The 14,154-nt window shown below is 67.6% G+C and carries 18 protein-coding genes; 6 read left to right on the top strand and 12 right to left on the bottom strand.

Translation table 11 applies throughout. The features are described 5' to 3' along the window. Positions 1 to 5: 5 nt before the first annotated feature. Complete coding sequence (locus tag ASD94_RS21490) at positions 6 to 473, bottom strand: nuclear transport factor 2 family protein (RefSeq protein ID WP_056647548.1); 468 nt, start codon at positions 471 to 473, stop codon at positions 6 to 8. A gap of 89 nt (positions 474 to 562) precedes the next feature. On the opposite strand from ASD94_RS21490, the gene ASD94_RS21485 reads away from it, so the two are divergent. Then, positions 563 to 1,171: a TetR/AcrR family transcriptional regulator gene (locus tag ASD94_RS21485; protein ID WP_056647545.1), complete on the top strand. Its 609-nt coding sequence runs from the start codon at positions 563 to 565 to the stop codon at positions 1,169 to 1,171. Positions 1,172 to 1,198: 27 nt separating this feature from the next. Here ASD94_RS21485 and ASD94_RS21480 read toward each other — a convergent pair whose 3' ends face one another. Both ASD94_RS21480 and ASD94_RS21475 read right to left on the bottom strand, forming a co-directional pair. Continuing rightward, on the bottom strand, positions 1,199 to 1,732 hold the full coding sequence (locus tag ASD94_RS21480; protein WP_235510724.1) for a DUF922 domain-containing Zn-dependent protease: 534 nt from the start codon (positions 1,730 to 1,732) through the stop codon (positions 1,199 to 1,201). Positions 1,733 to 1,788: 56 nt separating this feature from the next. Beyond that, entirely contained in the window at positions 1,789 to 3,423 is a 1,635-nt protein-coding gene (locus ASD94_RS21475) for a wax ester/triacylglycerol synthase family O-acyltransferase (RefSeq protein ID WP_056647542.1), read from the bottom strand. A gap of 149 nt (positions 3,424 to 3,572) precedes the next feature. Between ASD94_RS21475 and ASD94_RS21470 the strand changes: the two genes are divergently transcribed. Then, on the top strand, positions 3,573 to 3,827 hold the full coding sequence (locus tag ASD94_RS21470) for an acyl-CoA-binding protein (protein ID WP_055397012.1): 255 nt from the start codon (positions 3,573 to 3,575) through the stop codon (positions 3,825 to 3,827). 65 nt (positions 3,828 to 3,892) lie between these two features. Here the strand turns inward: ASD94_RS21470 and ASD94_RS21465 are convergent, their stop codons facing one another. Continuing rightward, positions 3,893 to 4,813, bottom strand: a complete 921-nt coding sequence (locus tag ASD94_RS21465; RefSeq protein ID WP_056647539.1) for a hydroxymethylglutaryl-CoA lyase — start codon at positions 4,811 to 4,813, stop codon at positions 3,893 to 3,895. Between the two features lie 201 nt (positions 4,814 to 5,014). On the opposite strand from ASD94_RS21465, the gene ASD94_RS21460 reads away from it, so the two are divergent. After that, a complete protein-coding gene (locus tag ASD94_RS21460; RefSeq protein ID WP_056647536.1) occupies positions 5,015 to 6,079 on the top strand; it encodes an ornithine cyclodeaminase in 1,065 nt (354 codons plus the stop codon). 20 nt (positions 6,080 to 6,099) lie between these two features. On the opposite strand, the gene ASD94_RS21455 is transcribed toward ASD94_RS21460, so the two are convergent. From ASD94_RS21455 to ASD94_RS21445, 3 genes are read right to left on the bottom strand one after another with little or no spacing between them, the layout of a single operon-like run. Beyond that, entirely contained in the window at positions 6,100 to 6,804 is a 705-nt protein-coding gene (locus ASD94_RS21455) for a nitroreductase (RefSeq protein WP_056647533.1), read from the bottom strand. A 16-nt stretch (positions 6,805 to 6,820) separates the two neighbouring features. Further along, a complete protein-coding gene (locus tag ASD94_RS21450; RefSeq protein ID WP_056647530.1) occupies positions 6,821 to 7,228 on the bottom strand; it encodes a polyhydroxyalkanoic acid system family protein in 408 nt (135 codons plus the stop codon). Continuing rightward, positions 7,221 to 8,393 (bottom strand): aminopeptidase, encoded by a 1,173-nt coding sequence (locus ASD94_RS21445; protein WP_056647528.1) that lies wholly within the window; start codon positions 8,391 to 8,393, stop codon positions 7,221 to 7,223. The genes ASD94_RS21450 and ASD94_RS21445 overlap by 8 nt, the downstream gene beginning before the upstream one ends. 82 nt (positions 8,394 to 8,475) lie before the next feature. Here ASD94_RS21445 and ASD94_RS21440 point away from each other — a divergent pair, with 82 nt between their 5' ends. Further along, on the top strand, positions 8,476 to 9,150 hold the full coding sequence (locus ASD94_RS21440) for a DNA-3-methyladenine glycosylase I (protein ID WP_056647683.1): 675 nt from the start codon (positions 8,476 to 8,478) through the stop codon (positions 9,148 to 9,150). Between the two features lie 4 nt (positions 9,151 to 9,154). Here the strand turns inward: ASD94_RS21440 and ASD94_RS21435 are convergent, their stop codons facing one another. From ASD94_RS21435 to phnF, 5 genes are read right to left on the bottom strand one after another with little or no spacing between them, the layout of a single operon-like run. Next, the gene (locus ASD94_RS21435; RefSeq protein ID WP_056647525.1) at positions 9,155 to 10,345 is read right to left on the bottom strand and encodes an MFS transporter; all 1,191 of its coding nucleotides are present in this window, start codon (positions 10,343 to 10,345) and stop codon (positions 9,155 to 9,157) included. 39 nt (positions 10,346 to 10,384) lie between these two features. Then, entirely contained in the window at positions 10,385 to 10,807 is a 423-nt protein-coding gene (arsC, locus tag ASD94_RS21430; protein ID WP_056647522.1) for an arsenate reductase (glutaredoxin), read from the bottom strand. Beyond that, positions 10,804 to 11,418, bottom strand: a complete 615-nt coding sequence (gene phnN / locus ASD94_RS21425; RefSeq protein WP_056647520.1) for a phosphonate metabolism protein/1,5-bisphosphokinase (PRPP-forming) PhnN — start codon at positions 11,416 to 11,418, stop codon at positions 10,804 to 10,806. Before phnN ends, arsC begins: the two co-directional genes overlap by 4 nt. Continuing rightward, positions 11,415 to 12,143: a DUF1045 domain-containing protein gene (locus ASD94_RS21420; RefSeq protein WP_056647517.1), complete on the bottom strand. Its 729-nt coding sequence runs from the start codon at positions 12,141 to 12,143 to the stop codon at positions 11,415 to 11,417. Before ASD94_RS21420 ends, phnN begins: the two co-directional genes overlap by 4 nt. Continuing rightward, positions 12,130 to 12,909 (bottom strand): phosphonate metabolism transcriptional regulator PhnF, encoded by a 780-nt coding sequence (gene phnF, locus ASD94_RS21415; protein WP_056647514.1) that lies wholly within the window; start codon positions 12,907 to 12,909, stop codon positions 12,130 to 12,132. Before phnF ends, ASD94_RS21420 begins: the two co-directional genes overlap by 14 nt. A 75-nt stretch (positions 12,910 to 12,984) precedes the next feature. On the opposite strand from phnF, the gene phnG reads away from it, so the two are divergent. Both phnG and phnH read left to right on the top strand, forming a co-directional pair. After that, entirely contained in the window at positions 12,985 to 13,497 is a 513-nt protein-coding gene (gene phnG, locus ASD94_RS21410) for a phosphonate C-P lyase system protein PhnG (RefSeq protein WP_056647511.1), read from the top strand. Further along, positions 13,494 to 14,153: a phosphonate C-P lyase system protein PhnH gene (gene phnH, locus ASD94_RS21405; RefSeq protein ID WP_233247255.1), complete on the top strand. Its 660-nt coding sequence runs from the start codon at positions 13,494 to 13,496 to the stop codon at positions 14,151 to 14,153. The genes phnG and phnH overlap by 4 nt, the downstream gene beginning before the upstream one ends. Position 14,154: the final 1 nt, after the last annotated feature.

Raw genomic sequence — 14,154 nt, 5'->3', positions numbered from 1 at the left:
GATCCTCAAAGGCCCAGGTCGCTCAACCCCGGATGGTCATCCGGCCGGCGCCCCAGGGGCCAGAAGAACAGCCGGTCAGCGGCCTGGATGGGGCGGTCGTTGATGCTGGCGTGGCGTACGGCCATCAGACCGTTGTCGTTGAACTCCCAGTTCTCGTTGCCGTAGCTGTGGTACCACTGGCCTGCGTCGTCATGCCATTCGTAGGCAAACCGCACGGCGATGCGGTGGCCGCTGAACGCCCACAGCTCCTTGATGAGGCGGTAGTCCAGTTCGCGCGCCCACTTGCGCTCCAGCAGCTGCCGGGCGGCCTCGCGGCCCACGGGGAACTCGGCGCGGTTGCGCCAGCGAGTGTCTTCGGTGTAGGCCAGGGCCACGCGGGCAGGGTCGCGCGAGTTCCAGCCGTCTTCGGCCAGGCGCACCTTCTGGACGGCGGTGTGTTGTGTAAAGGGAGGCAAGGGCGGGCGTGTTTCCATGGGGACCTCGAAGGTGAAGGGTTGATGTAGACAGGTCTGTCTACGTGCCATCATAAAGCCATGTAGACAGGTTTGTCTACAATGAGCGAATGACCTTTGACCCACTCCCCCCTGGCTGGCAAGACCTACCCGCCCGAGACCGCCTGCTGCACACGGCCCATGCGCTGTTCTACCGGGATGGCATCCGTGCCACGGGCATCGACCGCGTGATCGCGGAGTCCGGCGTGACGAAGGTGACCTTCTACCGGCATTTCCCGAGCAAGAACGACCTGATCTGCGCGTACCTGGAGTACCGGCACACGGGCTGGATGGCCTGGTTTGCCGATGCGCTGCAGCGCCATGCGCACGCGCTGCCTGCAAGCACCGACCGCACGCGGGCCTTGGCGCCTGCCCTGGCGGAGTGGTTGGGCAGCGAGCACTTTCGGGGCTGCGCCTTCATCAACAGCGTGAGCGAACTGGGAGACACCGTGCCTGAGGTGTTGGAGATTGCACAGCGCCACAAGCGCGACATGACGGCGCTGCTGGCGGGCTTGCTGCCTGCGTCTGCCCACCGTGCGCAGGATGCGCAGGCACTCACCCTGGTGGTGGAGGGCGCCATCGTGCGTGTGCAGATGGGCGAGCCCGTGGCGGAGGTGGTGGCCGCGGTGTCCCGCTTGACGGATGGGCTGGTGGCAGCGCCTCTACAACGCAAGCGCTAAGAACTTTACTGGCCTCAGCCTGTGTGATCAGTCCAGCCGCGCGCCTTGTGTGGCACCGTGGCGGGTGCGCTGGTCGTATTGCTTTTCGCGTGCCACATGGTCCTGCAGCAGCCGGTGGCCCAGGGCATTGGCCTCGCGCTCCAGCGTGGCGCAATCGGGCGCTGCAGGCATCTGGCGGATGCCCTGGTCGATGGCCTGCGCTGCATCGCGGCCGATCTGCACATGGCCCTGCTCATGGTCGGACAGGGCCCGCAGGTACCGGTCAAAAGCCGCTTGTTGCTCGGGGCTCGCGGCTTGCAGTTCGGGCAGTTGCACCTCGGTGTGCAACCGGGTGGTGACCTCGGTGATCGCGCAGAGGCCCGAGGCTTCGCGCCACCAGCGGAAGGTCCAGCGCACGTTCCAGCGGGTATAACCATGAAAGCGCTGCCCAACCACCGCAATGGGGGTGGCTGCGTGCAAGGCCGCGCGCAGGCTCTCACCGGGCTGGGCGCGTACCACGTAGGGCCGCTGGGTGTTTTCTTCCTGCACCTTCGCGTGCACGCCGCAGGTGCCCAGCAGCAACGCGATTGCACACGCCCGGTGTGCCCAGGCGCGGAGCGGAAGTGGTGCCGAGCCTGTCATTCGCCCCACGGCAGCATCAGCGTGAGCAGCGACAACTGGTCAAACTCGGGTGCAAACGCGTCGATGATCTGCTGCGGCTCGGGGCACAAGGTGGTGTCGGTGATCACGCCAAACTGCACGCCACCGCCGTAGCTGAGGATGGAGACCCCCAGGCCAATGTCGCCCGACTGCGGCACCCAGAACATGCACTGCGTGACGCGCGATCCGCACAGTGTGAGCTGCTCCTTGGGGCCGGGCACATTGGTCATCACCGCCGTAGTCTTGCGGCCAAACAGGTTGAGCAGCGCGTCCTGCGCGGGCTTGATCATCAGCCCCGCCACCGCCAGCATGGCAAACGCCAGGATGGGTTGGGTGCTGCCCTTGAGCGCGTTCATGCGCTTGCGTACTTCGTACACGCGCTCGATGGGGTTGGCCACGCCAATCGGCAGCACCAGGGGCACCAGGCCAAAGCGGTTGCCCAGCTTCCAGGCCTCTTCCATGGGGCGCAGGTTCACCGGGATCATGGCGCGGATTTCCTGGCCCGTAGGGTCGTCGCCCTGGCTGCGCAGGTAGCCGCCGATGGCGCCCGCCACGCAGGACAGCAGCACATCGTTGATGGAGCAGTTGAGCGCCTTGCCGATGGCCTTGACCTCTTCCAGCGGGATCGGCGGGCACCAGGCCACGCGTTTGGCGCTGCCGGGCTGGCCCTTGAGGCGCGTGGGCGAGTCGTCGGGCATCAAAGCCAGCGCGGCCGCATCACTTACCAGTTGGTAGGCCACCCGGGCCATGTCGGCCGTGCCCGAGAGCCCATGCTGCATGGCCTTGTCGGGGGCACCCAGCATCTGCAACGATTTGGCCGCGCTGTCGCCCGCCAGGTCCAGCGCCTTCACGGTGAGGCCGGTGAAGGGCTTGATGAGCGCGTCGGCAATCCAGTCCTCGGCGGTGGCGGCTTCCTTGTTGGCCCGCGCCTTGCGCTTGGGGGGCTCCGAGCCGCCATCCACCAGTGACATGGTCACCGAAATGAGGGCGATGCCGTCGGCAATGCAGTGGTGGATGCGCACGATGAGCGCGCTGCCTTGGGCGCCGTCGTCACCCACAAAGTCTTCGATCAGGTGCATCTGCCACAGCGGGCGGCGTGTATCGAGCGGCTGCATGGCCAGTTCGCCCACGCGGTCCTGCAGCGCACGCTGCATGCTGTGGCCTTTGCGGTGGGGCAGCTTCTCTCGCAGCACATGGGCGGCGATGTCGAAGTTGCGGTCCTCCACCCAGGTGGCGCCCGCCGCATCTTCCACCACCCGCCGGCGAAAGCGTGGGTACTGCAGCAGACGCTGCTGCACGCGTTCGCACAGCGCCTCCCAGGTGATGCCAGGCGAGAGGGTCCACACGCCGTTGATCATCATCAGGTTGCTGCTCGAATCCATGCGCAGCCAGGCGGTATCCACCTTGCTCATGCGTTCGCCCGACAGGCCCAACATGCCGGTTGCCGCGCGGCGCACGTTCTTCTGGACCACGGTGGCGGCTTTGCGGGCTGCGGGGGGCAAGGCCTGGGCGGCCTTGCGTGCCACCTCGGGGGCCTGGTCGTGCACCTTGCGCAAGGGATTCTGGCCATTGCCGGGCGCGGCTTTGCTGGGGGCTGGAATGCGGGTCACCATCAGATGTACACCTATTGTTTGATTTTTGGGGGCTTGCCTCTATGGATTGAGCGGCCCCGGGCCATGCTCAGCCCGTAAGATACAACGCAGCAAACCCTTGCCGACACCGTTTTTTCCCTCCCCCCAAACATTCCCAGGAGCACACTGACATGGCCGACCTCAACGCCACCTTCGAAGCCGCTGTGGCCAATTCCAAGAACCTGAGCGAGCGTCCCGACAACGCCACGCTGCTCAAGATCTATGCGCTGTACAAGCAAGCCACCGCCGGCGACAACACCGAGAAGAAGCCCAGCTTCTCCGACATGGTGGGCCGCGCCAAGTGGGACGCCTGGGAAAAGCTCAAGGGCACGGGCGCCGATGAAGCCAAGCAGCAGTATGTGGACCTGATCACCTCGCTGAGCTGATACGGCGGGTCTCTCCAAAGAAAAAGGCGACCAAGGTCGCCTTTTTCTTTGGAGGCAACGGCGGTCTAACGCTGAACCCACCCCTTGGGCAGCCCTGCTTCCGGCGTCATGCCGTAGACCGGCTCGCCCGGCAGCCCCGCCTGCAGCGGCGCGCGCGCGGCCATCAACCGCTCCAGGTCCACCCCCGTGGGGACGCCCATGGCCTCAAACATGAACACCAGGTCTTCGGTCACCACATTGCCGGACGCGCCCGGCGCATAGGGGCAGCCGCCCAGGCCGCCCAGTGATGCGTCAAAGGTGCGCACCCCTACGTCGTAGGCCGCCAGGCAATTGGCCAAGCCCAGGCCCCGGGTGTTGTGCATGTGGGCGGCTCCAGCCTTGGCGCCCAGCTCGGCGCGCAGGCGCGTGAACAGGCGGCGCACCTGGGCCGGATTGGCCATGCCGGTGGTGTCCGACAGTCCCACCTCGTCGGCCCCGGCCTCGGCACACAGGCCAGCGAGCCATATCACATCGTCCTCGGACACCGCGCCCTGCAGCGTGCAGCCAAAGGCGGTGGACAGCCCCACCTCCACCAGCACGCCGGGCGCCTGCGCGTCGCGCAGATGCGCCACGGCCCGCACCTCTTCGACCATGGCCTCGCGCGTCTTGCGCACATTGGCCAGCGAATGGGCGGCACTGGCCGACACCGGCAGCGTGACCTTGTGCACCCCGGCCGCCAGCGCGGCCTCGGCCCCACGGAGGTTGGGCGCCAGCGCCATCACGGTGATGCCGGGGTGGGTGAGCGCGTGGCGCACCACCTCGGCCACATCGGCCATCTGGGGCAGCAGGCGTGCGGGCACGAACGAGCCGACCTCGATCTCCCGCAGGCCCGCCGCCACCAGCGCGTCGATCCAGCGCAGTTTGTGGGTGGTGGGCATGGTGGCCTGGACGGACTGCAGGCCGTCGCGTGGGCCGACTTCGCTGATGAGGATTTCTGGGGGCGTCATGGTGCGGGGCGAGTCAAGCCGCAGAGGATAGCGCGCGGGTGGCGTGGGGGCATGTCTTGGGGCTTTTGAGCAAAGTGGCAGTTGGGGCTGCCATACCGGCAAACAGCCCAGCAATATGCGGCAGTTTGGGCGATTCCTATTGTTCTGGCGCTTCGGGACACTGCCTGGAGACACATTCAGTCGTATCTGGAGACAAACACCATGGCTGCCCCCCAGCACTTTTCCACCCTGTACCTCAGCGCCCCCGATGTGATCGCTTTGGTGCAGCGCAAGGGCGTCGAGCCTTGCCTGCGCGGTATCGCCGACTACATCCAGGATGACTTCTTGCGCTGGAGCGCCTTCGACAAGTCAGCGCGTGTGGCCAGCCACTCCCGCGACGGCGTGATCGAACTCATGCCCATTTCAGATGGGCAGACCTATGCATTCAAGTACGTCAACGGCCACCCCAAGAACACGCGCTGGGGCCTGTCCACCGTGATGGCGTTTGGCGTGCTGGCCGATGTGGCCACGGGTGCGCCGCTGCTGCTGAGCGAACTCACCCTCACCACGGCGCTGCGCACTGCCGCGATGTCGGCCGTGGCCGCGCGGGCCCTGGCCCGCCCCGGTGTCCACACCATGGCGCTGATCGGCAACGGCGCGCAGAGCGAATTCCAGGCGCTGGCGTTTCACCACCTGCTGGGCATCGACACCCTGCGCCTGTTCGATACCGATCCGGCTGCAATGGCCAAGCTGCAGGCCAACCTGCAAGGCACGGCGGGCCTGCGCACCGTGGCCTGCACCAGCACGGCCGAGGCCGTGCGCGGCGCCGACATCGTGACCACGGTGACGGCCGACAAGACCAACGCCACAATCCTCACGCCCGACCTGCTGGCGCCCGGCATGCACATCAACGCGGTGGGCGGCGACTGCCCCGGCAAGACCGAGTTGCATGCCGACGTGCTGCGCCAGGCCCAGGTGTTTGTGGAATACGCGCCACAGACGCGCATTGAAGGCGACATCCAGCAACTGCCGCCTGACTTTGCAGTGACCGAGCTGTGGGAGGTGCTGGCGGGCCAGCACGGCGGGCGCGCCAGCGACGCTGCGGTGACGGTGTTCGACTCCGTGGGCTTTGCGCTGGAGGACTTTTCTGCGCTGCGCTTCTTGCGCGACGCGGCAGCCGAGCTGGGCATGGGCCAGCCCATCGAACTCATCCCCCAGCTGTCCGACCCCAAGAACCTGTTTGGGTTGCTGCGCGAGCGTCAACCCTTGCTGCGCGCTGCGGCCTGACGCCGCTCGGTCAAACCTTCTCAATCACGCCACACCACGCTGCTGGCCGGATCGGCACGGGTGGTGCGGAAATGGTTGGCCGCGTGGTCGGGGTCTGCCATGCCAAACGAAATGCCGCAGACGATGCTGCGGTCCTCGCCAATGCCCAGCACGTCGCGCAGCACGCCGGGGTAGGAGGCCAGCGCGGCCTGCGCGATGGAGCCCACGCCCAGGCTGTGCGCGGCCAGCATGAAGTTGCTCACATACGCGCCGCAGTCCACCGCGCCGTACACGCCCAGGGCCTCATCGCTGGTGACGATGGCCACATGCGGCGCACCAAACATGGTGAAGTTCTGCGCCGCCTGGCGCGCCGAGGCTTCGCGGTCGCCCTTGGCAATGCCCAGGGCTTCGTACAGGCCCCAGCCGCATTCGCGCCGCCGCTCCTGGTACATGCCCCGGTATTCGCGGGGCCAGGGCAGGTCTGGCTGGGGCGCAGCGGCGAGCATGTGGGATTGCAGGGCATTGCGCAGGCGCTCCAGCGTGGCACCGCTGGCGATGGCGAGCTGCCAGGGCTGCGCGTTGCACCACGAGGCCGTGCGCTGCGCGGCGGCCAGGATGGCCTCGATGGTGCTGCGCGGCAGCGGCTCGGGCAGAAAGGCGCGGCAGCTGTAGCGGGTGTGCAGCAGCGTGGAGAGGGTGTCAAACGCTGGGCTGTGGGCGCTGGCCTCGTTCGCGGTGGATGTCATGGCGGGGCCCTTGCGGCTAGGCCTTCTTGGCCTTGGCGGCAGGCTTGGCTGCTGTCTTGGGGGCTGGCTTACCGGCATCCGTGTCTGCCGCCGCTTTCTTCTTGTCGGTGGCGGGCTTCTTGGCACCGGGGTGCGGTGCATTGAGCAGCGCGTCCAGCTGTTCGCCAATCTCGGCCTCGATGCGGTCCTTGAAGGCGCCCAGCAAAAAGCCCAGCTGGGCCTTCATCTCGAACTGGTGGGCATCCACCAGCAGCGTGCCTTTGACGCCGGTGCGGGTGAAGGTGAGCAGGTCTTCCTTTTCGCCCTCTTCGTAGGTGCATTCCATGTCGAATTTTTCTTCGACCTTCTCGGCCCAGGAGAAGGCGACCTTGCGGGCTTCCTTGAAACCCAGGTGGTGTTCGCGGTGGATATGAATGTCAGGCACCGGCTGTCTCCTCGAGGTGTTGGGGGTCAGGTAAAAGGGCACGCAGGGCCTCGTGCCGCTCGGGCTGGGGCTGCTGCGTCAGTTGTCGTACGGCATCATAAAACCGGGGCCAGTTGCGGCCCTCGCGTTCAAACAAGGCTTCGAATGCGGGCACCAGTTCGTCGTAGGCGGCCTGGGCCGCAAAGCTGGCGTTGTTGGCCTGCGCCACCCAGCGGTCGTAGCCGGCCACCTGGGCGGTCGTGGTCCGGGGGGGCGTGCCGCCGGGCGCGTCCAGCCAGCGTGCGCGCAGTGCGGCATAGTCGTCTCGGAAAGCCTTCATTGCTTCTATTTTCATAGCATTCAGCGCATGATCCTCTAGCGCTTGAAGCTCTTTTTGCTCATAAATGGCCGCCAGGCGGGTGCGTGTGGCCCGGGTGAGCGCGCGGAAGGCGCTGCGCCGCGCCTCGCTGGTGGCATAGGCCTCGCGCGCGGCGGGGGTGGATTGCGTAGCCAGCCACTGCGCCACACCGATGCGCTCCACCGCCGTGGCAAAGGACTCGTTGAACAAGGTGTCGTTTTGGGCATAGACCACCTGGTGCGCCAGCTCGTGGAACAGCAGGCGCACAAAGTCGCCCTCGGGCCAGGCGATGAAGGTGGACAGCAGCGGGTCGCCGCCCGCCCAGTTCATGTAGCCCAGCGTGGAGTACGCGGGCACGCCGTACACCTCCACCTCCAGGCCCTGTGCTGCCAGCTCGGCAGCCTCGGCCTGCGCTGCGGCTTCGGTGAAGTAGCCCCGGTAGCCAATACAGCCCGTCACCGGGAAGCACCAGGTGTGCAGCGTCAGCGAATAGGGCGGTGCGGCGACCACGTTCCATACGGCGGCGGAGCGCTTCAGGTCGGCATAGCGGCGGTAGCTGGCGTTGTCGGGCAGGCCGAGTTCGGTGACCGCAAAGGCCCGCGCACGTTGCGCCAGCTGCAGCCGCTCGCGCAGGGCGGGCGAGATGTCTTTGCGCGCCACCCAGTCGTCAATGGGTTCTGCGGCATGCATGATCTGCATGTGCCCGCGCAGCGACTGCCAGTAGTAGCCCCACGCGTTGGAGGGGCCGGTGGTGCTGGCGCAGCCGCCCAGCACCAGGCAAAACATCAGGCTGAAAGTGGCCCGCAGGCGGGAAAGTGGCTTGCGCATGCAGTGCAGTTTATGGGCAGATAGAACCCTTTGTACCCGCCCTGTCAGCAGCCTGGCTGTGGTGGTTTCTAGAATGCCGCGCATGACCCCTCCGACTGCTCAAGATCCTGCTCGCCCACCCGCACTGGCCGACGGCCTGTTCGCCGACGAAGCCGGTTGCCCGCGTTGCACCTGGTGCCAGGCCACGCCGCTGTACCGCCACTACCACGATACCGAGTGGGGCTTCCCGGTGGCGGACGACCGCCGGCTGTTCGAGAAGATCTGCCTGGAGGGTTTTCAGTCGGGCCTGAGCTGGCTCACCATCCTGAACAAGCGCGAGGGCTTTCGCGCAGCGTTCGCGAACTTCGATGCGGAGCAGGTCGCGGCCTTCGGCCCGGCCGAGGTTGAGCGCCTGGTGCAGGACGCGGCCATCGTGCGCCACCGGGGCAAGATCGAATCCACCATCAACAACGCGCGCCGTGTGCTGGAGTTGCGGCGCGAGTTCGGCTCGCTGGCGCACTACGCCTGGCGCTACGAGCCCGCCGCCACCGACCGGCCAGAGCGCATCACGCGCGAAGTGGCGCGCACCCTGTCCACTTCGGCCGCATCCATCGCCATGTCCAAGGACCTGAAAAAGCGCGGCTGGAGTTTTGTGGGCCCCACCACGGTGTACGCCTTCATGCAGGCCATGGGGCTAGTGAACGACCACCTGGAAGGCTGCCATTCGCGCCCCGCAGCGCTGGCGGCGCGCAAGGCGTTTGTGGTGCCGCGCGGCTGATCGTTCAGGCCCGCGCCACAGGCCGCAGCAACCACAGCGCGGCCAGGCCCAGCAGTGTGGTGAGCCACAGGGCGGCGGCGCCAGTGCGGTCCAGCGCCATGCCAAACAACACCGGCGCAAACGCCTGCGCCACACGGGCGGGCACCATCATCAGGCCCTGGCGCGCGCCGTAGCCTGCAGGGCCAAACAGCACCAGCGGCAGCGTGCCCTTGGCAATGGTCAGGATGCCGTTGCCCGCGCCGTGCAGCAGGGCAAACACCGCTGCCGCAGGCCCGCCTAGCACCATCAGCAGGCCCGCGCCAACGGGGTGTGCGGCGGCGGCCAGCTGGGCAGACAGCAGCGGGTGCAGGCGTCGCAGCAAGCCAAACTCCAGCAGGCGCGCTGCCACCTGGGCCGGGCCCACCAGCGCGGCCAGGGCCACAGCTGCCTGCAGCGATGTGCCGCTGGCTTGCAGCAGGCGCGGCAGGTGGGCCGCCATGGCGGTGCTGGTGAACCAGGTGACGGCAAACACAAAGGACAGCAGCACGGTGGTGCGCAGCGGGTGGGCGGCAGTGGGCGGGGAGGGTGCCGCCGGTTCCGAGGTGGCCGCCACAGGTTCATCCGCCGAAGGTGGGGGCGGTTTCTTTGCAGTGTCGGCGCGCGGCAGCCAGCCGTTGAGCGGCACGCCCACCAGCAAGTGCAGTGCCGCCCAGCTCGCACACGCGCCGCGCCAGCCCCACTGCGTCTCCATCCAGGCCGACAGCGGCCAGCCCACGGTGCTGGCAAACCCGGCAATCAGCGTGATGCCGGTGATCGCGCCGCGTGCGCCCTGGCCGTACAGGCGTACCAGCGTGGCAAACGCGGCCTCGTACAGGCCCGACCCCATGGCCACGCCCATCAGCACCCAGGCAGCAAACAGGCCCACTGGGCCTCGCGCCAGCGCCATGCCCGCCAGGCTGGCGGCAAACAACAGGTTGGTGCCCACCAGCACCGGGCGGCCACCATGGCGGTCGATGGCGCGGCCTGCGAAGGGCCCGAGCAGCGCCGACACGATGAGCGCCACCGAAAATGCCGCGAACACCGTGGGCGTGGCCACGCCCAGGTCGCGCGCCATGGGCGCGGCCAGCATGGCGGGCAGGTAATAGGACGAGGCCCAGGCCAGCGTCTGGGCCGTGCCCAGGCGCGCTACGGTCCAGCGTTGCGAGGCGGCGTTCATGCCGCGCGGTGCGCTACGGCCTGGGGGTGTGGGGTGGCCTCAAGCACGCTGGCCCTGCGCGTTGATGACGACCTCGCCATCTTCCTTGGTGAACCCGCCTTGCTGCGGCGCGGGCAGGATGTCCAGCACCTTCTCGGACGGGCGGCATAGCCGAGTGCCCAGGGGCGTGACCACGATGGGGCGGTTGATGAGGATGGGATGCTGCAGCATCGCGTCGATGAGCTGCGCGTCGGTGACGCCTGGTGCGTCCAGCTGCAGCTCAGTGAAGATCGCTTCCTTGGTGCGCACGGCGTTGATCACGGGCTCGCCCGTGGCGGCAATCAGCGCCACCAGCGTGGCGCGGTCGGGTGGGGTTTTCAGGTATTCAATGACCTCGGGTTCAACGCCGCTGTTGCGGATCATGGCGAGGGTGTTGCGGGACGTGCCGCACTTCGGGTTGTGATAAATCGTGATGGTGGTCATGGCGTGCTGGAAAGGATGGGAGCGATGGGCGAAAGTTTGCCACTGCGCCGGGGCCAGCCCGGCAAATTTTCCAGCGCGTTCAGCAGCCGCTGGCCTGCGTCGCCCAGAGCGCCGTCGTTGTGCACCTCCAGGCTGGCAGCTCCCGGGGGCGGCGTGTAGGCCAGCGCGCGCTGAACCCGTGCCTCCACCTCTTCGCGGGTCTCGCGGCCGCGCGACAGCAGGCGCTCGCGCAGCACCTGCGGGCTGGCCGTGATGTGCACGGCCACCAGGTCCGGGAACCGCGCCAGGGCCTCAGTCAGGTAGGCGCGCGAGCCATTGAGCAGCACCCAGTGGCCCCGCGCCAGCGGCGCCAGTTGCGCATGTCTTACGCCGTAACCCAGGCCGTTGGCCTGCCAGTGCAGGGCAAACGCGTGTTCGCTGCACAGGGCTGAAAACGCTGTGGGCGAAACGCTGTCATGGGCTTCGCCACCGGACGTGGCGGCACGGCTGATGGTGCGCTGCGCCCAGTGCGCGGGGCAGGGCTGGGGCAGGTGGGCGCGCAGCCAGTCCAGCAGGCTGTCCTTGCCCGCTCCCGAGGGGCCCATGCAGTAGACCAGCCGACCGGTGGTCATGCGCCCATCTCCAGGTGGTCCAGCAACACAAAGTCCGCGCCGGGCGTGGGCTCCGCAAACAAAGCCAGGCTGTTGAACTTGAGGATGGGCAGGTCAGAGAAAAATTCCTGCGCGGCCTCGAAAACCAGCGACTGTGTGGGTGCGTCCACCTGTGCCAGGCTGCTGGTGAGCGACATGTGAAAGCGGAACTCGTCCAGCACAAACGGGTAGCCCCATTGCTGCAGCAAAGCATCTTGCCGTGCGGTAAGCCCCGCTGCGCGGCGCCGGGCCAGGTCGGCGTCGGACAAGGGTGCGGCCAAGGGCTGCAGTGCCGTCACGCAGGTGGCGGCGGTCTCCTGGATCTGCGCATTGGCGGGGTGCAACGCCGGGGGCACCAGCGCCAGAAAGTCGTCGATGCGTTGCACCTGCAGCGGCGGCAGCACAAAGGGTTGCAGCCCGCGTGCCACTTCCTGCACGGCCTGGTGCAACGTGATCCAGTCGGTGCCGGGGGCCAGCGCAAACGGCGCCTTGAGCGTGGCGTGCCAGCCGTAGCGGCGGGGCGCCGCCGTCAGGCGGTGCAGTGTGTCGGCCGCCACGCCGTCGATGGCTAGCTGCTGCAGCGGTTGCAGCAGCGCAGCGCAGCGCCCCAGCCAGTGGCTGCCCGCCAGCCAGCCCAGGCTGCCCGGGTTGGGTGCGAAATAGACCGCATAGCGGTGGTGGGTGGGTGGCATGTCAGGTGTGTTCATTGTGGTCAATGGTCAGTTTCACGCGGTCGCCGGCAAACCAGGCGCGCGCCCATTCGATGGGCGTGCCTTCCAGGTCCACGTTCAGGCTCTCTACCTGCAGCACGGGGCGTGACGTGGGCTGGCGCAGCTGGGCGGCCACTTCGGCGTTGGGCAGCTCGGCGGTGATGCGGCTTTCGCGGCGGGTGTAGTCGGCCACGCCATGGGCGGTGAAGCCTGCGGTGATGGAGCCCGTCTCGCGCACCACGGCCGCCAGATTTTCGAAGCGCGGCAGGGGAAAGTAGCGCTCGCTGATGTGCAGGGGCTGGCCCTCGGCGTCGCCCCGCACGCGCAGCGCCAGCAGTGGGCTGCGCGCGGGCACCTGCAGCGCCTTGGCCAGCGCCGCTGTGGCGCGTGTGGTCTGGGCCTGCAGCACCACCAGGCTGCCACGCAGCCCTGCCTGCGCCAGGCCCTGCTGGTGGCGCGTGCGCTTGCCCAGCACCAGGTCCACTGCAAAGTCTTCCACATAGGTGCCGCTGCCCTGCGTGATGCGCACCAGGCCCTGGCTGCACAGGCTGGCGAGCGAGCGGCGGATGGTGTGGCGGTTCACGCCAAACTGCTCGGCCAACGCGTGTTCCGAGGGCAAGCGCTGGCCCGGCGGATAGACGCCGCTGCCGATGGCCTCGGCCAGCTCGGCGGCGATGCGTGTCCAGAAGCTGTCGCGTGTGGAGCGCAGTGGTGCTTGCGGGGCCTGTAACGAGGTCGTGAGAGAGGTGGTGCTGGCTGTCATGAAACCTACATGCGCGCTCTTTAAGCTGGCGCCAGTTGTTCAATTTGTCTATACAACTTTCAGGGTACCACTTCCATGTTTCAAGCCTTTGACAACCCGGGACCGGACCGCCCCCTGGGCCGCGCGCAGTGGATGGCGCTGCTGGCCCGGGCGCCGCTGGGGCTGCTCGAATCTGCCTTGCACGAGCATGCCACGCGCCCCGCGCGCTGGCTGCGTGCGCCCGAGACCGGCCTGATGATGGTGCAGGGCCGCGCTGGTGGCACGGGCGAGCGCTTCAACCTGGGTGAGGTCACCGTCACCCGCTGCGCGCTGCGCGTGGCCGATACATCGGACGCTACCGAGGCCACAGTGGGCGTGGCCTACGTGCTGGGCCGGTCGCACCGCCAGGTGCAGCTGGCCGCGCTGGCCGATGCGCTGCTGCAAGACCCTGCACAACAACCGGTGCTGGACGCCCAGCTGCTGGAACCCATCCGCGCCCACCTGCGCACCACCCAGGCCGAGCGCCAGGCGCGTGCTGCCAGCACCAAGGTGGACTTCTTTACCGTGGCCCGAGAGAGCGGCGCCGACAACGACGAGGACACCGAATGAGCGCGGCCCCGATGACCCCAGTGACCCCTTTGGCATCCCTGGGTGCCGGATTCTCGAACGAAGCCTTCGGCAGCCAGGCGGTGTTCCGCGCCGTGCTGCAGGCGCTGTCGCACCCCGGTCGCACGGTGGCCGTGGAACACGACGCGCAGACGCCCGCCGTGGGGCATGCCGCATCGGCGGCCGTGCTGCTTGCGCTGCTCGACAGCGACTGCATGCTGTGGCTCTCGCCAAGGCTTGCGGCCAGTGATGCAGGTGCCTGGCTGCGCTTTCACACGGGGTGCACGTTGGTGGCTGATGCCGCGCAGGCCCGCTTTGTGTGGGTGGCTCAGGGCGACGTAGTACCGCCCCTGGACAGTCTCGCTCTGGGTACTGACATCTACCCCGACCAATCCGCGACCTGCGTGATCGATGTATCGCGTGCCGCCGCCACTACGGAGGACGTGAGTGATGCATGGCACTTGCGCGGCCCCGGTATCCAGGACGTGGCGGCTTTGCAGGTGGATGGTTTGCCCGAGGACTTCGAGACTCACTGGGCAGCCAACCACGCAGTGTTTCCACGCGGTGTGGATCTGCTGCTGGCCACTCCAGACCACATCGTGGGCCTGCCACGTACCACGCGGGCAGCGCGCGGTGCCACTGCACTTCAGGAGGCCTGAG

It is taken from the genome of Acidovorax sp. Root70, assembly GCF_001428225.1.
Lineage (GTDB): Bacteria > Pseudomonadota > Gammaproteobacteria > Burkholderiales > Burkholderiaceae_C > Acidovorax.
The sequence above is the reverse complement of the archived record's forward strand: the minus strand, read 5'-3'. Positions and strand labels throughout refer to the sequence as shown.